22 protein-coding genes are annotated in these 24,242 nt (G+C 60.3%); 11 read left to right on the forward strand and 11 right to left on the reverse strand.

Translation table 11 applies throughout. From position 1 onward, the window contains the following. Nucleotides 1-27: 27 nt before the first annotated feature. A complete protein-coding gene (locus DYL59_RS02935; RefSeq protein ID WP_135287827.1) occupies nt 28-978 on the reverse strand; it encodes a LysR family transcriptional regulator in 951 nt (316 codons plus the stop codon). A gap of 109 nt (nt 979-1,087) precedes the next feature. Here DYL59_RS02935 and DYL59_RS02940 point away from each other — a divergent pair, with 109 nt between their 5' ends. Then, nucleotides 1,088-1,837, forward strand: coding sequence for a sulfite exporter TauE/SafE family protein (locus DYL59_RS02940; RefSeq protein ID WP_135287828.1), 750 nt, complete (start codon nt 1,088-1,090; stop codon nt 1,835-1,837). Here the strand turns inward: DYL59_RS02940 and DYL59_RS02945 are convergent. Next, a complete protein-coding gene (locus DYL59_RS02945) occupies nt 1,827-2,708 on the reverse strand; it encodes a LysR family transcriptional regulator (RefSeq protein WP_135287829.1) in 882 nt (293 codons plus the stop codon). The two genes, DYL59_RS02940 and DYL59_RS02945, sit on opposite strands and share 11 nt — an antisense overlap. Nucleotides 2,709-2,778: 70 nt before the next feature. On the opposite strand from DYL59_RS02945, the gene DYL59_RS02950 reads away from it, so the two are divergent. Continuing rightward, nucleotides 2,779-2,973, forward strand: a complete 195-nt coding sequence (locus tag DYL59_RS02950) for a DUF1127 domain-containing protein (RefSeq protein WP_167496651.1) — start codon at nt 2,779-2,781, stop codon at nt 2,971-2,973. Between the two features lie 44 nt (nt 2,974-3,017). Then, nucleotides 3,018-4,238: a winged helix-turn-helix domain-containing protein gene (locus DYL59_RS02955; protein ID WP_135287831.1), complete on the forward strand. Its 1,221-nt coding sequence runs from the start codon at nt 3,018-3,020 to the stop codon at nt 4,236-4,238. Between the two features lie 105 nt (nt 4,239-4,343). On the opposite strand, the gene DYL59_RS02960 is transcribed toward DYL59_RS02955, so the two are convergent. Then, nucleotides 4,344-5,690 (reverse strand): class II 3-deoxy-7-phosphoheptulonate synthase, encoded by a 1,347-nt coding sequence (locus tag DYL59_RS02960; protein ID WP_135287832.1) that lies wholly within the window; start codon nt 5,688-5,690, stop codon nt 4,344-4,346. A 124-nt stretch (nt 5,691-5,814) separates the two neighbouring features. On the opposite strand from DYL59_RS02960, the gene DYL59_RS02965 reads away from it, so the two are divergent. After that, entirely contained in the window at nt 5,815-6,570 is a 756-nt protein-coding gene (locus DYL59_RS02965; RefSeq protein ID WP_135287833.1) for a spermidine synthase, read from the forward strand. A 103-nt stretch (nt 6,571-6,673) separates the two neighbouring features. Here the strand turns inward: DYL59_RS02965 and DYL59_RS02970 are convergent, their stop codons facing one another. After that, complete coding sequence (locus DYL59_RS02970) at nt 6,674-7,465, reverse strand: crotonase/enoyl-CoA hydratase family protein (protein ID WP_135287834.1); 792 nt, start codon at nt 7,463-7,465, stop codon at nt 6,674-6,676. 422 nt (nt 7,466-7,887) lie between these two features. Here DYL59_RS02970 and DYL59_RS02975 point away from each other — a divergent pair, with 422 nt between their 5' ends. Beyond that, the gene (locus tag DYL59_RS02975; protein ID WP_016972326.1) at nt 7,888-9,561 is read left to right on the forward strand and encodes a DEAD/DEAH box helicase; all 1,674 of its coding nucleotides are present in this window, start codon (nt 7,888-7,890) and stop codon (nt 9,559-9,561) included. A gap of 87 nt (nt 9,562-9,648) precedes the next feature. On the opposite strand, the gene DYL59_RS02980 is transcribed toward DYL59_RS02975, so the two are convergent. After that, entirely contained in the window at nt 9,649-10,416 is a 768-nt protein-coding gene (locus DYL59_RS02980; protein WP_135287835.1) for a DODA-type extradiol aromatic ring-opening family dioxygenase, read from the reverse strand. A gap of 104 nt (nt 10,417-10,520) precedes the next feature. Between DYL59_RS02980 and DYL59_RS02985 the strand changes: the two genes are divergently transcribed. Continuing rightward, nucleotides 10,521-11,171 (forward strand): thiopurine S-methyltransferase, encoded by a 651-nt coding sequence (locus DYL59_RS02985; RefSeq protein WP_135287836.1) that lies wholly within the window; start codon nt 10,521-10,523, stop codon nt 11,169-11,171. A 95-nt stretch (nt 11,172-11,266) separates the two neighbouring features. Here DYL59_RS02985 and htpX read toward each other — a convergent pair whose 3' ends face one another. Next, entirely contained in the window at nt 11,267-12,154 is an 888-nt protein-coding gene (htpX, locus tag DYL59_RS02990; RefSeq protein ID WP_135287837.1) for a protease HtpX, read from the reverse strand. A gap of 304 nt (nt 12,155-12,458) precedes the next feature. Continuing rightward, nucleotides 12,459-13,670 carry a pyridoxal phosphate-dependent aminotransferase gene (locus tag DYL59_RS02995; RefSeq protein WP_135287838.1) on the reverse strand — a complete coding sequence of 404 codons (1,212 nt, stop codon included), beginning with the start codon at nt 13,668-13,670 and terminating at the stop codon, nt 12,459-12,461. A 202-nt stretch (nt 13,671-13,872) separates the two neighbouring features. Here DYL59_RS02995 and msrB point away from each other — a divergent pair, with 202 nt between their 5' ends. The 3 genes from msrB to DYL59_RS03010 all read left to right on the forward strand — a co-directional run bounded on the left by msrB (nt 13,873) and on the right by DYL59_RS03010 (nt 15,428). Beyond that, nucleotides 13,873-14,265 carry a peptide-methionine (R)-S-oxide reductase MsrB gene (msrB, locus tag DYL59_RS03000; RefSeq protein ID WP_135287839.1) on the forward strand — a complete coding sequence of 131 codons (393 nt, stop codon included), beginning with the start codon at nt 13,873-13,875 and terminating at the stop codon, nt 14,263-14,265. Between the two features lie 201 nt (nt 14,266-14,466). Beyond that, entirely contained in the window at nt 14,467-14,952 is a 486-nt protein-coding gene (locus DYL59_RS03005) for a glutathione peroxidase (RefSeq protein ID WP_135287840.1), read from the forward strand. Further along, nucleotides 14,949-15,428 carry a MarR family winged helix-turn-helix transcriptional regulator gene (locus DYL59_RS03010; RefSeq protein WP_135287841.1) on the forward strand — a complete coding sequence of 160 codons (480 nt, stop codon included), beginning with the start codon at nt 14,949-14,951 and terminating at the stop codon, nt 15,426-15,428. The genes DYL59_RS03005 and DYL59_RS03010 overlap by 4 nt, the downstream gene beginning before the upstream one ends. Here DYL59_RS03010 and DYL59_RS03015 read toward each other — a convergent pair. Then, a complete protein-coding gene (locus DYL59_RS03015) occupies nt 15,382-17,691 on the reverse strand; it encodes a hybrid sensor histidine kinase/response regulator (protein WP_135287842.1) in 2,310 nt (769 codons plus the stop codon). The two genes, DYL59_RS03010 and DYL59_RS03015, sit on opposite strands and share 47 nt — an antisense overlap. A gap of 164 nt (nt 17,692-17,855) precedes the next feature. On the opposite strand from DYL59_RS03015, the gene DYL59_RS03020 reads away from it, so the two are divergent. Both DYL59_RS03020 and DYL59_RS03025 read left to right on the forward strand, forming a co-directional pair. Further along, nucleotides 17,856-18,746: an ATP-binding protein gene (locus tag DYL59_RS03020; RefSeq protein WP_135287843.1), complete on the forward strand. Its 891-nt coding sequence runs from the start codon at nt 17,856-17,858 to the stop codon at nt 18,744-18,746. Beyond that, entirely contained in the window at nt 18,743-19,225 is a 483-nt protein-coding gene (locus DYL59_RS03025) for a GAF domain-containing protein (protein WP_135287844.1), read from the forward strand. The genes DYL59_RS03020 and DYL59_RS03025 overlap by 4 nt, the downstream gene beginning before the upstream one ends. A gap of 26 nt (nt 19,226-19,251) precedes the next feature. Here DYL59_RS03025 and DYL59_RS03030 read toward each other — a convergent pair whose 3' ends face one another. The 3 genes from DYL59_RS03030 to DYL59_RS03040 all read right to left on the reverse strand — a co-directional run bounded on the left by DYL59_RS03030 (nt 19,252) and on the right by DYL59_RS03040 (nt 24,170). After that, nucleotides 19,252-22,884, reverse strand: a complete 3,633-nt coding sequence (locus DYL59_RS03030; protein ID WP_135287845.1) for a transporter substrate-binding domain-containing protein — start codon at nt 22,882-22,884, stop codon at nt 19,252-19,254. 8 nt (nt 22,885-22,892) lie between these two features. After that, on the reverse strand, nt 22,893-23,519 hold the full coding sequence (locus DYL59_RS03035; RefSeq protein ID WP_135287846.1) for a response regulator transcription factor: 627 nt from the start codon (nt 23,517-23,519) through the stop codon (nt 22,893-22,895). 255 nt (nt 23,520-23,774) lie between these two features. Then, complete coding sequence (locus DYL59_RS03040) at nt 23,775-24,170, reverse strand: response regulator (protein ID WP_135287847.1); 396 nt, start codon at nt 24,168-24,170, stop codon at nt 23,775-23,777. Between the last annotated feature and the right edge of the window lie 72 nt (nt 24,171-24,242).

Raw genomic sequence — 24,242 nt, forward strand, 5'->3', positions numbered from 1 at the left:
ATGCGCCAGATAAATCTGTCCGGGCAGTCAGATCAGACCGCTCTGCAAGGCCAGATCCCAGGGCGGCACCGGGCTGAAACGGGTTTTCAGGTATTCCAGTAACAATCGGCTACGGGCGTTGGGTTGCTGTTCCAGACGCAACGCATAGATACCCGTGGTTTCCGGGCTGGGCAGGCCGTCTTCGCAAAACAGCGGCAACAGTTCGCCGCGCACCAGGTATTCACTGGCCAGCCAAGTGGGTAAATGGGCGATGCCAAGCCCAGCCAGGGCACCGGACAGCAGGGCTTCGGCGTTGTTGGCGCTCATACGGATGCGCTGCGGGCGGTAGGTTGCGCGGCGTCCGTCCAGTTCGAAGCGCCAGGCGAACATGGGTGCCAGGCCGTCCCAGTCGAGACCGTCATGCTCACTGAGTTCGCGCGGGTGGGTCGGCGTGCCACGGTTTTTCAGGTAGGCCGGGCTGGCGCAGGCGATACGTACGATGCTGGCCAAGGGCGTGGCAATCAGGCGCGTATCAACGATATGCCCGGCCCGCAGCACCAGGTCGACCTTGCCCAGATGCGCGCCCTGCATGTCCACAAAGCTGTCGATCAGATGCAGGTGCACGTCCAGCCCCGGGTACACATTCAGGAAGTCCGCAATCACCGGCGCCAGGTGCCGCCGACCAAACGCCGCAGGCGCATCCACGCGGATCAAGCCTTCAGGCGCATGGCTCAGGGACACGGCTTCGGCCCGCGCCAGTTGTAGCTCGCTGACGATACGCCGCGCCCGTTCGGCAAACGCCAGGCCCGCCGGCGTCGGCACCACTGCGTGGGTGCTGCGCTGGAACAGGCGGCTGCCCACCGAGCTTTCCAGGCTGTCGATACGCCGTGCAACGGCTGAGGGCGTCAGCGGATGACGGCGCGCAGCGGCGGAAAAGCTGCCGGTTTCCAGCACATCCAGAAACAGGCTGAGTTGATCGGTCAGGGTGTTCGGGTTCATCGAATAAGCGCTTATGCGAGATTGGCACAGCCATTGTGCGTTGCTGTGCGTTTCCAGGCTAGAGCCGACTGCGTAGCATGCAGCCCTTGGGATCGTGGAGTAGTCAAGCGTGTTGGATTTAGCGTTGTACCTGGTATTGGGCGTGGCCTTGGGCACCGTGGGCGGCTTGTTCGGGATTGGTGGCGGGCTGATCGCAATCCCGGTGCTGGGGGTATTTTTTGGCCTGGACCAGCAGATCGCCCAGGGCACCGCGTTGGTCATGGTAGTGCCCAATGTGATGCTGGCGCTGTGGCGTTATCACCAGCGCAACCCTATTTACCTGCGTCACGCGTTGCCGCTGGCGGTCATGGGCTTCAGCTTTGCGTGGTTGGGGTCGATCTGGGCGGTGGGCCTGGATGCAGGTTTGATGCGCATCGGTTTTATCGCCTTTCTTGTCGCGCTGTCGGCTTACAACCTGCTGCGCATGTTCACCCGCAATGCGCCCCCCAGCGCTGAGATGCGCTATTCCTGGCCCTGGCTTGGTGTGCTTGGGGCGGCGTCCGGGTCCATGGGCGGCTTGTTTGGCGTGGGTGGCGCGGTGATCGCCACGCCGGTGCTGACCAGCGTGTTCGGCACCACCCAAGTGGTCGCCCAGGGGTTGTCCCTGGCGCTGGCCCTGCCGAGTACCGGCGTGACCCTGGTGACCTTCGCCTGGCACCACGAGGTGGACTGGCTGATCGGCGCGCCCCTGGCCGTGGGTGGACTTTTGAGTATCAGTTGGGGCGTGAAGGTTGCCCATGCCTTGCCGGAGCGCACGCTGCGCGGTCTGTTCTGCGGGTTCCTGATGGTCTGCGCGGTGATGCTGACGTTTAAAGTTTGAAACCTTCGATGATGTACTCCGCCAGGCATTCGGTGATGGGCGAGGTCATCTGGGGGTTGCGCAGCAAGTGCAGGTTCATCGAGGGCAGCGGCGGCAACCCTTGATCGCTGCCCAGTACGCGCAAATCCTCGCTTACCAGGCTTTCCATGCTGATCATCAGGGCCAGGCCAGCGCTGACCACAGCTTGTATCGCCGCGCCATTGGTGCTGTGGTAGGCCAGGCGATAATCCCTGCCTGCCGCTTCGAGCGCTGAGCGGGTCCAGTGGGTGTACAAGCAATCGGCGCCGGAGACTGCCAGGGGCAGGGTGGCATGCTCGTCCACGCAAAAGCACGGCGCTGCCGCCCATACCATGCGCTCGGTGCGCAACAATTCACCCATTTCATTGCCGGGTTCGCGGCTGATCACCGTCAGCGCCAGGTCGCGACGTTGCATCAGCACCGTTGACGACTCGCAGTGCATTTCGACCTGGATCAGCGGGTAGGCCTTGGAAAACGATTTGAGAATGCCCGGCAGAAAACGCATCACGTAGTCGTCTGGCGTACCGATGCGCACCAGCCCCACCATATGGGGCTCACGCAAGGTGTTGAATACTTCGCTGTGCAGTTTCAGGATGCGTCGCGCGTACCCCAGCAACACCTGGCCTTCAGGCGTCAGCCGCACCTGGCGGCCATCGCGCTCGAACAACTTGCGCTGTAGCACGTCTTCTTCCAGGCGTTTCATCTGCATGCTCACCGCCGATTGGGTGCGGTTGACCAGTTCGCCTGCGCGGGTAAAGCCGCCTTGATCGGCGATGGCGACGAAGGTGCGCAGCACTTCGGTGTCGATGCTGGGGAAGCTGGTCAATTGATCAATCCTTGAGATGTATTGCATAAGAAACATTCGTTGGATTGATCTTAAGCGCCCGCTCAAACTTGCGCCATCCCCACGGGAGGGCGAGAAGATGAAAGGTCAAAGAGGTTTTGTATTGATGGCGAAGCGGCCGTTCACCGGCGTGTTGAATGCACTGTGCCGTTGGCACGAGCGGCAGTTGCTGGCGAACCTGAGCGACGATGCGCTCAAGGATATCGGGCTCAATCGGGTCGATGTGGAACAGGAGCGTCGCCTGACTGTGTGGCAAGACCCCCTGCGAAAGTGACCCGGATGCAGTAGGGTAGTGGGCGCGCCTACACGGAGAGTTCCATGCCCACCGACCTGTCTTTTTCAATCAAACAAGCCCGACGCATGGCGCTGGCCGCCCAGGGGTTTTCCGGGCGCCAGGCGCCGGCACAGATCAAGGCCGCGCATCTCAACCGTTTGATCGAACGCCTCGGTGTGTTGCAGATCGATTCGGTCAACGCGGTGGTGCGTTCTCACTACCTGCCGTTGTTTTCCCGCCTGGGCAATTATTCTCCCTTGATGCTTGAACAGGCGGCCTGGAGCCAGGGCCGACGGCGTTCGCTGTTCGAATATTGGGGGCATGAAGCATCGCTGTTACCGATGGCGCTGTACCCGCTGATGCGCTGGCGCATGGAGCGGGCCAAGTTGGGGCAGGGGATTTATTCGCAGATGGCGCGGTTCGGCCGTGAGCAGCAGGCTGTCATTCAGCGCGTGTTGAGCACAGTCGAGCAGCAAGGCGCCGTGGGCGCGGGCAGCTTGTCCACCCGTGAAGAGCGCGCGGGCCCCTGGTGGGACTGGAGTGATGAAAAGCATGCGTTGGAATGGTTGTTCGCGGCGGGCCTGGTCACTGTTGCCGGCCGACGTGGGTTTGAACGGCTCTATGATTTGCCCGAGCGGGTGATCCCCGGCGAGTTGCTGAAGGCCTGTATCAGCGAGGCAGAAGCCCAGCGCGGCTTGTTGTTGCACAGCGCCACCGCGTTGGGCGTGGGCACTGAAAAGGACCTGCGCGACTACTTCCGCCTGGACCCGGCCGACAGCCGCAGTCGCCTGGCAGAGTTGGTGGAAGACGGTCAACTCCTGGCCTGCCAGGTTCAAGGCTGGAAGCAGCCAGCGTACTGCTTGCCTGAGCCGAAGGTGCCGCGAAACGTACCGGCCAGCGCGTTGTTGTCGCCTTTCGATTCACTGGTTTGGGAGCGCAGTCGCACCGAGCGGCTGTTCGATTTCCGTTATCGGTTGGAGATCTACACCCCGCAGGACAAGCGAGTGTACGGCTACTACGTGCTGCCGTTTCTACACAACGAACGGATCGCCGCCCGCGTTGACCTGCGGGCCGAACGGGCCAATGGCTGTCTGGCGGTGCATGCGGTGCACGAAGAGGAGCCGGGGCTGGATGAGCAGGGGATGTTGGCGCTGGCGTTGAATTTGCGGCAGATGGCCAATTGGCTGGGGTTGGAGCGGGTGCAGCTTAATTGCCAGAGGGTGAGTGCAGATCGGTTAAGGCTTGCCATGGATGTTGGTTTTTAGGGCCCCATCGGGGGCAAGCCCCCTCCCACCTTTTTGACCTGTGAACCCAATCAAAATGTGGGAGCGGGCTTGCTCGCGAAGGCGTCAGTGCCGGCAACAACTACCTCAGCGCTTAACCTGCTTCAACGTCTCGGCAATCAAAAACGCCAACTCCAACGACTGATCGGCATTCATCCGCGGGTCGCAATGGGTGTGATAGCGGTCTGACAAACCATCCTCGGTAATCGGCCGTGCGCCACCGATGCATTCGGTGACGTTCTGCCCGGTCATCTCGATATGAATCCCGCCGGCATAGCTGCCCTCGGCCTGGTGCACCTGGAAGAACTCCTTCACTTCGCCCAGGATCTGCGCAAAGTCGCGGGTCTTGTAGCCGCTGCTGGCCTTGATGGTGTTGCCGTGCATCGGGTCGGAGCTCCACAGCACCTGTTTGCCCTCGCGCTGGACGGCGCGGATCAGGTTAGGCAGATGGTCGCCCACCTTGCCTGCGCCCATGCGCGCAATCAGGTTGAGGCGGCCTGGGTCGTTGTTTGGGTTGAGGATGTCGATCAGGCGGATCAGATCATCAGGGTTCATGCTCGGGCCGACCTTGACGCCGATCGGGTTGTTCACCCCGCGCAGGAACTCGACGTGGGCACCGTCCAACTGGCGAGTGCGGTCGCCGATCCACAGCATGTGGGCCGAGCAGTCGTAGTAGTCGTTGGTCAGGCTGTCACGGCGCACGAAGGCTTGCTCATAGTTGAGCAGCAGCGCTTCGTGGGCGGTGAAGAAGCTGGTTTCGCGCAGTTGCGGCGAACTGTCCATGCCGCAGGCGCGCATGAAGGCCAGAGTTTCGTCGATGCGGTCGGCCAGTTGGCTGTACTTTTCGGCCAGGGCGGAGTTGGCGATAAAGTCCAGGTTCCACTTGTGCACCTGGTGCAGGTCGGCAAAACCGCCCTGGGCAAAGGCGCGCAGCAGGTTCAGGGTGGCGGTGGACTGGTGGTAGGACTGCAGCAGGCGATCCGGGTCCGGTACGCGGCTTTTTTCATCGAAGCCGATGCCATTGACGATATCGCCTCGGTAGGCGGGCAGGGTGATGCCGTCGATGGTTTCGTCATTGGCCGAACGCGGCTTGGCGAACTGACCCGCCATGCGCCCGACTTTCACCACCGGGCAGCCGGCAGCGAAGGTCATCACAATGGCCATTTGCAGCAGCACTTTGAAGGTGTCGCGGATCTTGGCGGCGGAAAACTCGACAAAGCTCTCGGCGCAGTCACCGCCCTGCAACAGGAAGGCGCGACCCTGGGTCACTTCGGCAAATTGACGGCGCAATTCGCGGGCTTCCCCGGCAAACACCAGCGGCGGGTAGCTGGCCAGGCTCTGCTCAACCTGCAGCAAGTGCGCAGCGTCCGGGTACTGGGGTTGTTGCTGGATCGGCAGGGCGCGCCAGCTGTCGGGGCTCCAGGGTTGGCTCATCATCAACTCGATAGGGTAATGGTCGGTCGGGCGTCAATGTTATCAGCAATTAGTGCGTGACCTGTTGCCGCCGGTTGGCCGACAATCGCGCCTTTGGCGTACAGCAAACCCGTTAGGAGTAGTGATGACAGAGGAGCGTGTCGAGCGCCTGCTGGCCGAGGTCCATGATGACTTCGGTATGATCCGTGTGCTCGAAGTGGCCGATTACCGGTTTCTCGAATTCGGCGACGCCATCGAGCAAAGCTGCGTGTTCACCGCTGACCCGAGTTGGCTGGAGTACGACTACACCCGCGCCATGTTGATCGGCGCGTTGTGCCATGAGCAGCCCGAGAGTGCGCTGTTCCTCGGCCTGGGTGCGGGCACGCTGACCCAGGCGTGTCTCAAGTTTCTGCCGCTGGAAGATGTCGAAGCCATCGAGCTGCGCCCTGATGTGCCGCGCCTGGCCATCGAATACCTGGGGCTGGACGACGATCCGCGCCTGTACATCCGTATCGGTGATGCCCTGCAATTGCTGGAGACGGCCGAATCCGCCGACCTGATTTTCGTCGACCTCTATACCGACGTCGGCCCAGGTGTCGGGCACCTGGCCTGGAGTTTCCTCGAAAACTGCCAGAAGAAACTCAACCCTGGCGGCTGGCTGGTGATCAACCAGTGGGCCACCGATGACGGCAAACCGTTGGGCGCGGCGCTGTTGCGCGGGTTGTACCACCGGCATTACTGGGAATTGCCGGTGAAGGAGGGCAATGTGATTTTGCTGGTGCCTTCGGAGCTGGATCAGGGCTTGGATATTGACTCACTGTCAGCCCGCGCCGAGGCGTTGGCGCCTCAGTTGGGGTATTCGTTGCAGGCGTTGATCAAGGCGATTCGACCGGCGACTTGAGTTGCCTATGCCGACGCCTTCGCGAGCAAGCCCGCTCCCACATTTTGAAATGCATTCCAAGTGTGGGAGCGGGCTTGCTCGCGAAGAGGTCATCACTGTCGATTCATATCCCCTTGAACACCCCGGGCCGCTTCTCCACCATCGCCCGCACCCCCTCCTTGGCATCCTCGCTGTTGAGCAGCCGATCTACCATCGGCGGCAACGCCGCAGCCGCCACTGTTTCCCCTTCCATTCGCGCCAATCGCGCCGACATCAACGTCGCCTGAACCCCTAATGGCGCCTGGCGCGCAATGCGGCTGGCCAGCTCGATGGCGCGGGGCAACAAATCTTCACTGGCCATCACTTCCTGCACCAGCCCCAGGCGCAGGGCTTCATGGGCATCGAACTCGTCACCGGTGAGCAACCAACGCATTGCATTGCCCCAGCCGGCAATCTGATGAAAGCGCAACGTCGCGCCGCCAAACGGAAAGATCCCGCGCTGCACTTCCATCTGCGCAAAGCGCGTGTTGCTTGCGCACAGGTTGATGTCCGCTGCCAGCATCAACTCGATACCGATGGTCAGGCAGTAGCCCTGAGCGGCGACGATCACCGGTTTACTCACGCGCGGGCCAGCGAATACGCCCCACGGATCGCAGCCGCCCAACGGTGGTTGCCAGCCGCCGGCCATCACGCCGCTGACATTCGCCAGGTCCAGGCCGGCCGTGAAGTGCTCGCCATGGGCAAACACCACGGCGACTCGGGCTTCGTGGTTTCGATCAAATTCGCCATAGGCCAGGCTCAGTTCATTGAGCAAATCCAGGTCGAACGCATTGCGTTTGGCCACTCGGTCCAGGCCCAACAGCAGGACATGGCCCTGTAATTCACGACTGACGCGACTGCTGCTGGGGTGATTCATGGGGTGTGCCCTCGGGCGCGGGGAAGAGTTTCGGACCAAAGGTCCGAGAGGTTGGGTGAACCGTTTAAGCTTCATGACCAGCAGGGCCGGGCCTTTGAAAAATAGACCCTGGTGCTGATCTCTGCAAAGACTGTGACGCAGCGCGGTTTATCGGTGCTTTGCGATAAAAAAAGCTCCCTTTTTCAGCTATTTCCGGTATAGTGCGCGCCGGCCTTTAACCGGGCCGCGTTTAGGTAGCGCAATTCCCCGAAGTCAGCTTCGGCTGCACGTCCGCACAGCGGACTCTCCCTTGACGAATCTTTTTCATTCATTCGTTTTCGCAAATCCCCGCCGACAAAGCAGCCAGGGCGACTCTTGAGTCTCAACACGGCATGCGCAGCTTTGGAGCATGGGTCTTTGCGGATGCACTTAGAGGCAGACCCATGACCCAGGAAACCGGCGGCTTCGCCGCTTTTAATCTTAACCCGAACATTCTGGCAGCCGTCGCAGCGACTGGCTACGAAGAACCTTCGGCGATTCAGCAGCAATCGATCCCGATCATCATGGCCGGCAAGGACATGATTGGCCAGGCGCAAACCGGTACCGGCAAAACTGCCGCGTTCGCTTTGCCTATCCTGCAGTGCATCGATCCTGCCAAGCGCGAACCGCAAGCCCTGATCCTGGCGCCAACCCGTGAGTTGGCGCTGCAAGTAGCAACCGCTTTCGAAACCTACGCCAAGCAAATGCCGGGCGTTACCGTTGTGGCCGTTTACGGCGGCGCGCCTATGGGCCCACAACTGAAAGCCATCCGTAATGGCGCACAGATCGTTGTCGCCACACCGGGCCGTCTGTGCGACCACCTGCGTCGTGACGAGAAAGTCCTGTCGACCGTGAACCATCTGGTTCTGGACGAAGCTGACGAAATGTTGAAGCTGGGCTTCATGGATGACCTGGAAGTCATCTTCAAGGCACTGCCACCGACCCGTCAGACCGTACTGTTCTCGGCCACCCTGCCGCAGTCGATCCGTGCCATTGCCGAGCGTCACCTGCGTGACCCAGAGCACGTCAAGATCCAGACCAAGACCCAGACCGTTACCGCGATCGAACAGGCTCACCTGTTGGTTCACGCTGACCAGAAGACCTCGGCTGTATTGAGCCTGCTGGAAGTCGAAGACTTCGACGCCCTGATCATGTTCGTGCGCACCAAGCAAGCGACCCTGGACCTGGCCAGTGCCCTGGAAGCCAAAGGCTACAAAGCCGCTGCGCTGAACGGTGACATCGCCCAGAACCAACGTGAGCGCGTGATCGACTCCCTCAAGGATGGCCGTCTGGACATCGTTGTGGCGACCGACGTTGCCGCCCGTGGCCTCGACGTTCCACGTATCACCCACGTGTTCAACGTTGACATGCCTTACGATCCAGAGTCCTACGTTCACCGTATCGGCCGTACTGGCCGTGCCGGTCGCGAAGGTCGTGCACTGCTGCTGGTGACTCCGCGTGAGCGCCGCATGCTGCAAGTGATCGAGCGTGTAACCGGTCAGAAAGTGGCCGAAGTGCGTCTGCCGGATGCCCAGGCAGTTCTGGATGCGCGCATCAAGAAACTGACCAACAGCCTGTCGCCACTGGTGGCTGACGCTGAATCGACCCACGGCGACCTGCTGGACCGCCTGACCGCCGATATCGGCTGCACCCCCCGTGCCCTGGCTGCAGCCCTGTTGCGCAAAGCTACCAACGGTCAGGCCCTGACCCTGGCAGCCATCGAGAAAGAACGTCCACTGGTTCCGAACAGCGCGCCACGCGGTGATCGTCCAGAGCGTTCCGGCGACCGTCCAGACCGTGGTGATCGTGAGCGTCGCGCTCCGGTTCCATTGGCTGAAGGCCGTGCTCGTTGCCGTACCGCGCTGGGCGCGCGTGACGGTATCGCGGCCAAGAACCTGCTGGGCGCTATCCTCAACGAGGGTGGCCTGGCACGTGAAGCCATCGGTCGCATCCAGGTTCGTGACAGTTTCTCCCTGGTGGAGCTGCCGGAAGACGGTCTGGAAAAGCTGCTGGCCAAGCTGAAAGACACGCGCGTTGCCGGTAAGCAGCTCAAGCTGCGTCGCTACCGCGAAGATTGATCCGCCCCTGGGCTGATTGATCGCACATAAAAAATCCCCGACTGGTTCGGGGATTTTTTTGTCCTGGATTTCAGCGGTAGGTCCGTGTCAGCCGAAGCGGTAGATGTCCATCCCCAGCGCGCCCATGGTGAACCCTTGGTGCGCCACGCTGAACTCGCCACCCGCGCCGCGTGCAAAGTACAGCGGCAATAAGTGCTCGTCGCTGGGATGGCTACGCACGGCATGGGGCGCCTGGCGACGATAGTCATGCAAGGCCGCTTCATCATTGGCTGCGAGCTTCTCCACCACCCAATCGCGAAAATCCCGTGCCCATGGCTCGATACTCTCAGGCCCGGCGTGCCAGTCCAACTCGCCCAGGTTGTGGGTGATGCTGCCGGAACCGATCAACAACACACCTTGCTCGCGCAAGCTGGCCAGCGCATGTCCGACGCGTGTCTGCAGGGTAGGGCCCAGGCGGCTGGGCAACGATACCTGCACCACCGGGATATCCGCCGCCGGGTACATCAGCGACAGCGGTACCCAGGTGCCATGGTCGAAGGGGCGGCGCTCATCGATACGGGCGTTCAAACCATCCGCTTGCAGCAATTGGACAATCGAGGCCGCCAATGGCGGGTTGCCGGGCGCCGGGTACTGCACCGCAAACAATTCCGGGGGGAAGCCGCCGAAGTCGTGCCAGGTGTCCGGGGCGCTGCTGCCGCTGACCAGTAGCTCTTGGCTTTCCCAGTGCGCTGAAACCACCACGATCGCTTTGGGACGTGGCATTTCGGCAGCCAGGCGTTGAAGCGCCGGGCCGCTGGCGCCGGGTTGCAGGGCAAGCATGGGCGAACCGTGGGAGATAAACAGGCTGGGGAACATAAGTCGGGTCCTGAGCGTTAATATGCACCCATCTTTAATCAGATCATTGATCTAAATCTAATATAAGTTTTAGCGCTATTTGATCGAGTTTTCTGGAGTGATCCATGGAGCCTAAGTTTTGGCAGGAGCGTTGGGCGCGCAATCAGATCGGCTTTCACTTGCCTGAGGTCAACCCTTATCTGCAGCGGCACTGGCCGTCCCTGGGTCAGGGGGCCAAAGTGCTGGTGCCGTTGTGTGGCAAGAGCCTGGACATGATGTGGCTCGCCAGCCAGGGGTTGCGGGTGCTGGGTGTCGAGCTCTCGGAGCAGGCCGTGGAGGCGTTCTTCAGCGAGCAGAATCTTACGCCGCGGATCACCGAGCGGGGCATGTTCAAGGTGTATCAGGCTGATTTGATCGAGATCTGGTGCGGCGACTTCTTTGCCCTGGGCGCCGAGGCCTTGGCGGACTGCGTTGCACTCTACGACCGTGCAGCCCTGATCGCCTTGCCGCCGCTGATGCGTGCGCAATACGCCGAGCACCTCAATGGCCTCCTGCAACCCGGTTGCCTGGGCCTGTTGATCACCCTCGACTATGACCAGGCACAAAAAGCAGGCCCGCCGTTTGCCGTGACGCATGAGGAGGTGCGTGTGCTATTGGGCTCGCATTGGGCGCTGGAGGTGTTGCAGGTGCAAGACATCCTGGGTGAGAGTTGGAAGTTCGTGCAGGATGGCGTCACGCGGCTTGAGGAGCGGGTTTATCAGTTGATCAAGCGTTGACATCAGTAAGCCCGCGATGACGGCAGAGGCCTTCACAGGCATTGCGGGCGCAAAAAAGGGGCGATCAGATCGCCCCTTTTTTTCGTGCTTGGCTATCAGCCCCGACGACGCAGTGCGTCGATACGCTCTTCCAGCGGCGGGTGGCTCATGAACATGCGAGCCAGGCCCTGCTTGATGCCGCCGTTGATGCCAAAGGCGGTCAGGCTGTCGGGCATGTGCACCGGCAGGCCCTGTTCCGAGCGCAGGCGTTGCAGCGCGCCGATCATGGCGTTGGTGCCTGCCAAGCGTGCGCCTGCTTCGTCTGCACGGAACTCCCGTTTGCGCGAGAACCACATCACGATCGCGCTGGCCAGGAAGCCCAGGATCACCTCGGCAAAGATGGTCGCCACGAAGTAGGCAATGCCGCGGCCTTCTTCGTTCTTGAAGATCACCTTGTCGACGAAGTTGCCGATGATCCGCGCGAAGAACATCACGAAGGTGTTCACCACGCCCTGTACCAGCGCCAGGGTGACCATGTCGCCATTGGCGACGTGACCGATCTCGTGCGCCAGCACCGCCTTGACTTCATCGGGCGAAAAACGCTCCAGAAGGCCCTGGCTCACGGCAACGAGTGCGTCGTTTTTGTTCCAGCCCGTGGCGAAGGCGTTGGCCTCGTAGGCCGGGAAAATCCCCACCTCGGGCATCTTGATGCCAGCTTCCCGAGACAACTGCTCCACAGTTTGCATCAGCCATTGTTCATGGCGGGTGCGGGGTTGGGTGATGATCTGGGTGCTGGTGCTCATCTTCGCCATCCACTTGGAGATGAACAGCGAGAACAGCGAACCGGCAAAACCAAAGACCGCACAGAAAATCAGCAGCTGATTGAGGTTGAGATCAACCCCATTGGCCGCCATGAACCCGTTGAAGCCGAAAAGGCTCAGGGTGATGCTGGCAATCAGCACGACCGCCAGGTTAGTGGCCAAGAACAGCAGGATGCGCATCATGGTTGTAGAGTTCTCCTCATGCTTAATATGTCGCGTACTGCGGGGTATATAAGGTGCGGCATTGGGTGATTCAACCGAGCGACTATTTCAAACTGTGTCCTACAGCATGAATGTAAAGCCTTGAAAGGATTTTCCGACGCGCAAAACGCCGCTCAATCGCCTCGAAAATGCCTTGAAGCCCCGTGATTATAGGGGGCAGATCAACACGTGAGCGCTGCAAAGGCGAAAGGGGTAAAGCGGGGCAAAGAAGTGTTGCCAGATACGCGCCGTACGACCGAATCTCGGCCGTACAGCGGCATTTGCATTACTGGCGATAGGACTTGATGAAGTTGCCGATGCGCCCAATGGCCATTTCCAGGTCATCCACACGCGGCAATGTCACGACGCGGAAGTGATCCGGCCACGGCCAGTTGAATGCCGTGCCCTGAACCACCAGCAGCTTTTCCGACAGCAACAGGTCGAGCACGAACTTCTCGTCATTGAAGATCGGGCACACTTTTGGGTCGATACGTGGGAAGGCGTACAGCGCGCCCATGGGTTTCACGCAGCTGACGCCCGGGATCGCGTTGAGCAATTCCCAGGTGCGGTTACGCTGTTCCAGCAAGCGGCCCTGGGGCAGTACCAGGTCGTTGATGCTCTGGTAGCCGCCGAGGGCGGTCTGGATGGCGTGCTGGCTTGGCACGTTGGCGCACAGGCGCATGTTGGCCAGCATGTCGATGCCTTCGATGTAGCTTTGGGCATTGTGCTTGGGGCCGGAAATGGCGATCCAGCCGGAGCGGAAACCCGCCACGCGGTAGGACTTGGACAGGCCATTGAAGGTCAGGCACAGCAGGTCTGGCGCCAGGGAGGCGGTGCACACGTGCACGGCGTCATCGTAGAGGATCTTGTCGTAGATCTCGTCGGAGAACACCACCAGGTTGTGCTGGCGCGCCAATTCGAGCATGCCCAGCAGCACTTCCTTGGAGTACACGGCGCCGGTGGGGTTGTTGGGGTTGATGATCACCAGGGCCTTGGTATTTGGGGTGATCTTGGCCTTGATGTCGGCCAGGTCCGGGAACCAGTCCGCGCCTTCGTCGCACAGGTAATGCACCGGGTGGCCGCCGGCCAGGGTCACGGCAGCAGTCCACAGGGGGTAGTCGGGCGCGGGCACCAGCACTTCATCGCCGTTGTTGAGCAAGGCCTGCATGGACATCACGATCAGCTCGGACACGCCATTGCCCAGGTAGATGTCTTCGATGCCGACGCCTTCTACCTGCTTTTGCTGGTAGTACTGCATCACCGCCTTGCGGGCGCTGAACAGGCCCTTGGAGTCGCTGTAGCCCTGGGCGGTCGGCAGGTTGCGGATCACGTCCTGGAGGATTTCGTCCGGCGCTTCGAAACCAAACGGCGCCGGGTTGCCAATGTTCAGCTTGAGGATGCGATGGCCTTCCTCTTCCAGGCGCTTGGCGTGCTTGAGCACTGGGCCGCGAATGTCGTAGCAGACGTTGGCGAGCTTGTTCGATTTGCTGACCTGCATGGCGATGTGATCCTGAAAATGAACGATCCAGACGGTAGGGGCACTACCGTACTGTGAATCCTGCGGGGCCCGCACCCATAAATACGTTTGAATGCCGGTAGCGCGGGTGCCAGACTGGCGTTTTGAAGAGGCGCAATCATACGTGCCGCCTGATCCAGCGAAAAGATACAGATCAGGGTTTTTCAGTTGCCGAGGTGTACCGATGGAAAAGTTGCAGAAAACCCTTCAGGAATGGCAGGACATGCTCGACCCGGCGCAATACCAGGTGTGCCGCCTCAAGGGCACCGAGCGCCCGTTCTCCGGCAAGTACAACGCCACCACTGCCGACGGCGTGTACCACTGCATTTGCTGCAATGAGCCGCTGTTCGACTCCACAACCAAGTTCGATGCCGGCTGCGGTTGGCCCAGCTTCTACGAGCCGATTGCCGAAAGCGCGATGATCGAGATCCGTGACGTCAGCCACGGCATGATCCGCACCGAAGTCACCTGCGCCAAGTGCGATGCGCACCTGGGTCATGTGTTCCCGGATGGTCCGCCGCCGACGGGCTTGCGCTACTGCATCAACTCGGTGTGCCTGGACTTCGTGCCGCGCTAAACCGCTATTGCATGCAGGTCCAAATGTGGAGGGGGCGTGCCCCCGATGGCAGTGTGTCAGTTAGTGCATCGGGTACTGATACAGCGCTATCGGGGGCAAGCCCCCTCCCACATTGGATTGCGGCTTGAGTCATATAAATTGCGTGCAATTGAATTGAGCGCTATGTTTCTGCTCCGTCCCCTTCGTTATCGAGGCACTGCCATGAGCAACACCCTGCTGAGCATCCCTTGCACCACCATCAAGGGCGAACAGAAGACGCTGGCCGACTTCTCCGGCAAAGCCATTCTGGTGGTCAACACCGCCAGCAAATGTGGCTTCACCCCGCAGTACAAGGGCCTGGAGCAACTCTGGCAGCAGTACAAGGACCAGGGCCTGGTCGTGCTGGGCTTCCCTTGCAACCAGTTCGGCAAGCAAGAGCCAGGCAACGAAGGCGCGATTTCCGAGTTTTGCGAGTTGAACTTCGGCGTCAGCTTTCCCTTGTTCAAAAAGATCGATGTGAACGGCAGAGATGCCCACCCGCTGTTCGTACAGTTGAAGAAGCAAGCGCCCGGCCTGCTGGGTTCCAAGGGGATCAAGTGGAACTTCACCAAGTTCCTCGTGGGTCGCGACGGTGAGGTGGTCAAGCGTTTCGCCCCCACTACAAAGCCTCAGGACCTGACCCAAGAGATCGAAGCCCTGCTCAAATGACCGTATCCCTGGCCCTCGACAATCAGCTGTGCTTCAAACTCTACGCCGCCTCCAGGGCTGTCACGCGGGCCTATAAGCCGATGCTGGACCCACTGGGCCTGACCTACCCGCAATACCTGGTGATGCTGGTGTTGTGGGAATGGCATGAGGCAGCCCCGGCTTACCCCACGGTCAAGGCCTTGGGCGAGCGCTTGATGCTCGACTCGGGCACGCTGACCCCCTTGCTCAAGCGCCTCGAACAGCTCGACCTGGTGCAACGCCGGCGCAGTCGCCAGGATGAGCGGGAAGTGCACCTGAGCCTCAGCGAGTCCGGTGTGCACCTGCGTGACCAGGCCCACAGCCTCAAGAGCCGATTGCTGTGCGACAGCGGCATCGACCTGAACCAGGCCGACAGCCTGCGCGCCGGCCTGGACCAGTTGCTGCGCCAGCTCACAGATTTGTCGTCGTTGGCACCCACAGGTCCAGCAAACCGCTGAGTTCCTCACGGCGGAACGGCTTGGCCAGGTAGTCATTCATGCCCGCCGCCCGACAGCGTTCGCGCTCTTCGGACAGCGCGTTGGCGGTCAGGGCAACAATCGGCAGGTCGGGCCAGCGGCCGCTGCGGCGAATTTGCCGACTGGCCTCATAGCCATCCATCACCGGCATGTTGCAGTCCATCAACACCAGGTCAAAGCGTTGTTCTTCCAGGAACTTGAGCGCTTCGCCGCCATGGGCTGCTACGATCACTTCACACCCCAGTTTGCTGAGCATGCCCTTGGCCACCAGTTGGTTGACCGGGTTGTCCTCCACCAGCAGGATGCGCGCGCGGTGTGCCAGGGGGGCGGCCTCCATCTGGATGGGGTCGAGGATCAATTGCGCGTCGCTGCGCAAGTTGCGTTGCAGAATCTGGTACAGCGCGTTGCGACTCAGCGGGCGGGCCTGCTGTTGCAACGGTGCGAGTGCCGCCACCTCTTCGCTGGGCATGAAATTGCCATAGGCGGTCACCAACAGGATTGGCGCGCCGATCACAGGACGCAGGCGGAACAGGCATTGCGGGCAGTCGGTGATCAGCAGATCCGGGTGCTGGCCGCTCACGTCCTCGTCGCGCGGGTAACAGCGCGGTGTCAGCCCCCAGTGGGGCAGCAGGGTGGTGAGCAATTCCGTCAGGCCGCTGTCGGCGCTGGTGACGGCGATGACCTCGCCTTTGAGCGGGGCCAGTCGCGCGGCGGGCAGGTGGGTCGGTAGCGGCAGTTCGGCGCAGAACTGGCTGCCAAAGCCGACTTCCGAACTGATGCTCAAGCGGCCCTTCATTGCCTCGCACAAGTTGTGTGTGAGGGCCAGGCCCAGGCCCGTGCCCCCAAACTGTCGGGTGATGCCAGCGCCCGCTTGGGTGAACGGCTGGAAGATCTTCACCTGGGCTTCCTGCGCAATGCCGATGCCGGTGTCGCACACTTCAATACGCACCCGGCCATCGACGCTGCTCAGTCGCACGTCCACCCGGCCAAAGCGCGTGAACTTCAGGGCGTTGGAGAGCAAGTTGCTGACGATCTGTCTTACCCGTGTCGGGTCACCCAGCACCTGCGCCGGAAACTGCGGGTCGATCAGGCAGGTCAGCTCCACGTTCGGTGCAGCGTTCTGCGACAACAGGTTGGCGGTGTCTTCCACCTGCGCGCCCAAGTCGAAGGGAATACGCTCCAGTTCCAGTTGCCCAGCGTCGAATTTGGACAGGTCCAGAATATCGTTGAGCAGTTCCACCAGCACCTTGCCCGAGTCATGGGCAATGGACAGCTGCTGGCGTTGCTCGGCGTTCAGCGGACTGTCCAGCGACAGGGCGATCATGCCCAGCAGGCCATTGAGAGGCGTGCGGATTTCGTGGCTCATGTTGGCCAGGAACGCTGCCCGCGCCTGGGCCATGCCCAGTGCATTTATCTTCGCCGCTTCCAGTTCAGCATTGGAATGGCTCAGGCGCTGGTTGCTGGCCTTGAGCTCAAGGGTGCGCGCAGAGACGATGTCTTCCAGTTGGCCCAGGTATTCGGTCAGTCGGTCTTCGGCATGACGACGCTGCTGGATCTCGGTCTCCATGTTTTCGAACTGCTGGTTGGCGACACTGACCAGTACGCCTATCTCGTCGTGTTCGTGGCCGGGGGGGCAGTCCAGGCGTGCCTGTTTGCGGTTGCTCAGTTCGCGAATAATGCGCACCAGCGGCTGGGTCAGCATCACATAAAACAGCGCCAGCAGAATGCCGGTCAGCAGCAGGCTGCGGGCAAAGCCATTGAGCAAAGTGATCTCGGCGCGGCGCAGGAAGCGGCTGCCAAAGGCATAGGTGTCAACGTCAAGGCGCAACACCCCCAGGGATTCGTTGGGCATATGGCTCAGGTATAGCCGGTCTTCGAACTGGCGATTGGCCCCAAACAGGAAGTCGCTGAGGGGACGGTAGGAGCTGTCTTTACGCGGGCGGTCGACATCGGCCAGCACCACGCCGTTATTGTCGATCAACTGAACGTGAATGATCGCAGGGGAGTGCAGCAGGCCAAGAGTCAACTCCTGGGCCAGTTCGGCATCGATGTTGTAGGCAATGCGTGACGCAGGGTTGTGGCTGATTTCCAGCAGCGAAGCAATTTCACGGTTGATGGATGCGTCTTCGCTGGCATAATCAATGCCGATTTGGATCAGGCTGAGCAAGGTTCCCAAGACGAAACCGACCAGCACAGTCAATCTGGCTTGTTTATAAGACAAGCGGTGGGCGAACTTGATATCCATCGAGTGTTGAACCACTTCACGTTTCCCTTCGCCCGGCAAGCATAGCTGAACATCCACAGGCTCTGGCTTGCCCGGCATGAATCGTTTTTTTATGCAGCCTCGTGCGGTCTGCCGCAGGGCTGCCAATACGCCATCTTTTGCAAGAACTTGCCAGAGGAATAATCGTGGATAGTCGATTGAATGCCTTTCTTGAGCGGGCCGACGCAGTGCTCGCCCGGCTGGAGCCCTTGTTGCCCGCGCCACGCCAAGCCATTGATTGGACCCAGTGCCTGGCTGCCCGTTGGCAGCGTGAAGGCCGTGCCGGCTTTCTGTTGCCGCTGGATGTGAGCCTGGACATGCGCCTGTCCGACCTGATCGGCGTGGACAAACAACGTGAACAACTGGCCCGCAATACCCAGCAGTTTCTGGATGGCCTGCCCGCCAACCATGCGCTGCTGTGGGGTTCGCGCGGTACTGGCAAATCGTCTATGGTGCGTGCCTTGCTCGCCCAGCACGCCAAGGCCGGCCTGCGCCTGATCGAAATCGAACGCGACCACCTGGCCGACCTGCCGCGTGTAGTCGAGCAACTGCTCAAGCTGCCGCAGCGCTTCATTTTGTTCTGTGATGACCTGTCGTTCGAAGCTGGCGAAGGCGACTATCGCGTACTCAAAAGCGTGCTGGACGGTTCTTTGGAGCAGGCACCGGAAAACGTCCTGCTGTACGCCACCTCCAACCGCCGCCACCTGGTGCCGGAAAACCAGAGCGACAATGAGAAATGGAAACGGGTGGACGGCGAGTTGCACCCCAGCGAAGCGGTGGAGGACAAGATTGCCTTGTCCGACCGCTTTGGCCTGTGGCTGTCGTTCTACCCGTTCACCCAGGAACACTTCCTGGATGTGGTGGAACACTGGATCGGCGAGCTGGCCAACAAGGCCGGTCTGCAGTGGCAGCGCGATGAAACCCTCGACATTCTCGCCGTGCGCTGGGCTACCGGCCGTGGCAACCGCAACGGCCGTTGCGCGTATCAATTCGCCCGTTACTGGGTAGGTCTTAAATTGCTGGAGCGTCAACCATGATCGATCTTCAACAGGCTGGCACTGGCCTTGATGGCTACGCCATGCTCTGTGCGCAGTTGGAGTCGCTGCTGGCCGATGAGCGTGACTTCATCGCCAACAGTGCTCAGTTTTCCGCATTCCTGTTCAACCAGCTCGATGACCTGAACTGGGCGGGGTTCTATCTCAACCGCAATGAAGAGTTGGTGCTCGGGCCGTTCCAGGGCCAGATCGCCTGCGTGCGCATTCCGTTTGGTCGTGGCGTGTGCGGGACGGCTGCGGCATCGCGGCAAACCCAGCGGGTTGAGGACGTGCATGCATTTGCAGGGCACATCGCCTGTGACAGTGCCTCGAACAGCGAACTGGTGGTGCCGCTGGTCAAGGACGGCAAGCTCGTGGGCGTGCTTGACCTCGACAGCCCGTCACTGGCCCGCTTTACCACGCAGGACCAGGCGGGCATCGAACAGCTGGCGGCGATTTTCCTGCGCTTGACCGACTGCTGACTCAGCCAAGGGGCGCCGGCCGCCCCTTAACGGTCATCCAACCCCTGCAACTGCGTGTGCAGCAATTTCTCCAGTTCCAGCATGAGTTTTTCCAGCGACTTCACTTCGGCTTCGATCACCGCCCGGTCGTCGCTGTGGGCGCAGGCCTGTTCCAGGGTTTCGCACTGCCTGGCCAGTGAAGTGGCTTGAACAATACGGGCGGCGCCTTTGATCTTGTGGGCCTGCTCCATGATTTCCTGGGGCGCGCCCTGCTGGCTGACCAGTGCGAGCAGCTCCTGACGATCATGGCGACTGCTGTTCAACAGCTCTTCCAGCAGGCGCTGGCTCATGTGTGGATCACCCCCCGTCAGGGCCTCGAAGTTGCTGAGGTCCAGGCTGGGCCTGGGCAGTTGTGGCGCGATCAGAGCCAGTTGCCGCTCCAGCGCCGTGAGGCTGATGGGCTTGAACAGGCAGTCGTTCATGCCCGCCTGTGCACAGCGCAGTTTCTCTTCGGGCTGGGCGTTGGCGGTAAACCCCAGCACCACACAGGGCGCGAGTTGTTCACGTTGTTCGTATTCACGGATCGAGCGGCTCAATTCGTAGCCATTCATGATGGGCATATTGCAATCGGCGATCACCAGGTCGAAGCGCTCCTGGCGCCACGCCTGAAAGCCTGCCGCTCCGTGCTGCGCTGCCGTGAACTGATGGCCCAGGTAGCCCAGTTGCTGGCACATCAACAGGCGATTGGCCGGATGGTCATCCACCACCAGCACATTCAATACCTGCGCTGTGACCGGTGCTTCGGGCTTGGCCTCCTCCACTGTCAGCAGCGGTTGCAGGCGGGTCATTTTCAGGCTCACATGCACCTGGGTGCCCACCATGGGCACGCTGCTCAGGCTCAGTTGCCCGCCCATCATGGCGCATAGGCTGCGGCAGATCACCAGGCCCAGTCCCGCACCACTCCTGGCCAACTGCCCAGAGTTATCGGCCTGGGCAAAGGGTTCGAACAGGCGCGACAGGTCTTCCCGGCTGATGCCGATGCCGGTGTCTTCCACTACCAGTCGCATTTCTATCTGTTGCGCAAGGTCAGTGGGCACCACGTCCACTCTGATTTTTACCTGGCCCCGCTCGGTGAACTTGATGGCGTTGCTGATCAGGTTGGACAGCACCTGCTTGAAACGCAGGGGGTCGATCAGCACCTCGGTGTCGTCCAGCGCGGGCTGGAACTCCAACAGCAGGCTGAGGGTTTTCTGACGTGCCAGGCCGTCGAACACGCGCACCACCGACTCGACCACCTCCCGCAAATTGACGCGCTCCGGCGCCAGGCTCAGGCGACCGGACTCGATGCGTGCGATATCGAGGATGTCGCCGATCAGCTCCAGCAAGTCCTTGGCCGAGTGGTACGCCACTTCGATAGCCGGGCGGTCGAGATGGCCTTGGTCGGCGCGCTTGAGGGTCAGTTCCAGCATGCCGATTACTGCGTTCATCGGTGTGCGGATCTCATGGCTCATGGTGGCGAGGAACGTACTCTTGGCGCGGTTGGCTTCATCGGCGCGCTCCTTGGCGGCGCGGATTTCGTCGAACAACTGGCGCCGTTCGCTGATGTCGATCCAGCCGCCGATGATGCCCTGGACTTCGCCGACCGAGTCGCGGTAAGGCAGGATCCAGTGGTAGATCGTGAGTTTGCGGCCATGAATATTCAGGGTACGGTCCAGGATCAGTGGATTGCCTTCAGCCATCACCCGTTGGTAGTCCGCGTGATATTGCGCCGCTTGCGCTTCCAGGGCCGTGCTCATCTGGATTGCGCTTCTGCCAATCACGTCCTCGCGCTTGACACCGAACACTTGCAGGTAGCTGTCGTTGCAGGTTTGCAACAGGCCCTGGCGATCGCGTACGTAGATCGGATGTGGTGTTTCGTTGACCAGCGCACGCATGAATTCGAACTGATCATTGAGGGCGCGTTCGGCCATTTTCCGCTGTTTGATCTGGCGGCGCATATAGGCGTTCCAGGTCAGGGAGATCAGCAGCAGCAACCCCGTACCGATGATGATCCGGGCGATCAGCTCATGGTAATTGCGCCAGTAGCTGTCGGAGGCTGCGGTGTAGCCGCGCCAGCGACTGTTGATCACCCCCAGCTCATCGGGGGCGATGCTCAACAGTGCCTTGTCCAGGATCGAGCCCAGTTCTGTGGCTCGGCGTGAGGTGGCCAGTGAAAAGGCAGCGGGCAGTGTGCCGATGCTGAAGCTGATTTGAATCTTGTCCTGAAACATGGGGGACGAGAGAAAGTAGTTGGCGATCACAAGGGTGTTCACGGCGCCATCGACGTGTCCCTGCACCAGCAATTCGGCGGCTTTGAAATTGTCGCCGGTCTCCACCAACTCCATTGTGGGGAAATTCTGGCGCAAAAACGTAGCTTGTGGGCTGCCTTGAGTCACCGCCACGCGCTTGCCATCCATCTCTTCCAGACTGGTGGTCTGATCCTGCTTGCGCGTGAGCATTACATAGGAGTTCTCCAGGTATGGCCGGCTGAAGTTCAGTCGGGTTTCCCGCTCCGTACTGGGGACGATGGCGCCAATGATGTCGGCTTTCCCTGCGTCGACTTGCTCAATCATCGTCTGCACCCCGCGCTCGCGTTCGATTTCGAACTTCAGCCCGGTGCGCAGCCGAACCAACTCCAGCAGGTCGGCGGTGATACCGCGAAAATTGCCGTCAGCGTCAAAAAAGGTCAGCGGTGCGAAGGTCTCATTCACCAGGACTTTGACCACAGGATGCTCATTGAGCCAGCGCTCCTCCCGTGGCGTAAGTTGCAGCTTCTGGTCGCTCAACAGGATATCGCTGCCGGCACTCCAGCGTTTATTGATGGCTTCTTGTTCGGTGATCGGTACCGCTGCCAGTACGGCGTCGACGATACTCAGCAGCAGGGTCTGGTGCCTGGATACGGCAAAGCTGAATCCGTAGGCCTCGTGCTTGCCGAAATTGGCCATGCGGATGTTCTTCAGGTAGCCCTTGTTGATCATGTAGTGGGTGGAAATGGTGTCGCCGAGAAACACGTCGGCCTGGTCGAATGCCACTGCATTCAAGGCATTTTGATAAGAGGGATAGGCGCGGATGATGGCCTTGGGGTAAAGCTTTTGCACCTCGTCCAGGGGCAGGTAGTGATAAACCAGGGCCAGGCGCATACCGGCCAGACCCTCGCTGAGGCTGCGGATTTCACCTTCGCGGGTGACCAGCACGGGTTGATCCACCGCATAGGGCTCGGACAGCGTGAGATTCGGGTTGGACGCCTCAAAGCCGTTGGAGGAGCCCAGCAAATCAATTTCGCCCGCTTCCAGGGCATCGATGGCGGCCTCGCGGGATGCGTAGCGTACGACCTTGACCGGCAAGGCCAGCGCTTTGGCGAGCAGGCCGGCATAGTCGGCGGTGAGCCCCTCGTAGTCCTGGCCGCTGGACGTGAGGTCGAAGGGCGGGTAATCGGGTGAGGCAGTGCCCAGCACCAACTCGCGCTTGTTTTGCAGCCATTGGCGTTGGGCTTTGTCCAGGTGGGTTTCCAGTTGGACGGAGCCTGCGCGGCTCAATAGGTTGAAGTGTTCCGGGCCCGGTTGATGGTTGGCGAACACGGTGGTGCACAGGCACAAACCAGCGCTCAATAAAATCAGATAATCCTTTATACGCCTGGGCATCCGCTTTCTCACACTAGTGCGTTTCGTTTTGCCATTTCAATAAGCTCTACCAGTGACTTGGCTTGAAGTTTTTGCATTAGCCTCTTCTTATAGGTGCTGACGGTTTTGTTGCTCAGGAACATGCCTTTGGCAATTTCCTTGTTGGTACGACCTTGTGCAAAAAGTTGCAGAACCATGAGTTCGCGGTCATTGACGGTCTTGAACAGTTCAAGTTCCTGGGCGTCTGCGGCATCGACACCATTGGTGTTCAGGGCCTGGCTGGGGAAGTAGTTGTACCCGGACAATACGGCACGAATGGCACTGAGCAACTCGCTCAGGTCACCCTCCTTGCACACGTAGCCGTCGGCGCCCGAGCGCATGCATCGCGTGGCGAACAGGGTTGGGGATTGCGCCGTCAGTATCAGTGTCTTCATCGACGTATTCATTGCGTTGAACCGGCAGAGCACTTCCAGTCCATCCAGTTTTGGAATACTGATGTCTAAAATAATCAGGTCAGGAAGACATTCGCGGACCATTTGTATGGCGTCGCAGCCGTTATCTGTTTCGCCGACTACTTTATAACCTTCATGTTCCAACAACATTCGGATAGCCAAGCGTATAACCGGATGGTCATCGATAATAAAAACTGAGTTCATGATCATGTTCCATGCAAGTGCAAATAAAGCGGGCACATTAGCTCAGAAGCGGCAAGAGGAGCATGAGCGCAGGGGGGAGCAGGTATAAAACAGGAAAATTCCTACATTGAAAAAGGCGAATGCCTACCAGTTGCTAAGGATTAAGGAAGTGATGGAGCCGTGATTCGAGTGCGCACGGGATAAAGTGTGGTGCGGAGGATCTGGCTGATACTTTGAGTGTGTGTTCCTTAGGGTTAGATGTTTAAAGTCCTACATTTACACGTTAAGTAATGGACGAATCAATCGTGTAAGTTCTTCGTTGTTCACGGGCTTGGATAAGTAACCGAGCATTGGCATACCGCGGTTCAGGGCCAGGGTGATCAAGTTGGCAAGCTCACCTGGGGGTAATCCGCTCAGCAAGATGGCCGTGGTGATGAACCGCCGGCGACTGGCGATTTCTATCAGTTCAAGTCCTGGTAGATCGGGCAGGCATTGGTCGCACAGTAGCAAGTCGAAAGGGGTCAGGGCCTGCGTCATCACATGGATCGCCTGTTCGGCATTTTCGGCCGGCGTCAGCCGTTCGAACCCGAAGCTTCTGAGCAGGCACTGGGTGGCCAGGAGCTGAAAGGGATGATCCTCCACCAGCAGGATTCGTAGGGGATAACTGGGCATTGAGGGCACACAATGAGTCAAGCATCGAAGGGGGCGCCGGTAGGAAGGCCTCGCCCGGAGCGTGCGCGATTA

Source organism: Pseudomonas kairouanensis, from assembly GCF_004682055.1.
GTDB classification, from domain to species: domain Bacteria; phylum Pseudomonadota; class Gammaproteobacteria; order Pseudomonadales; family Pseudomonadaceae; genus Aquipseudomonas; species Aquipseudomonas kairouanensis.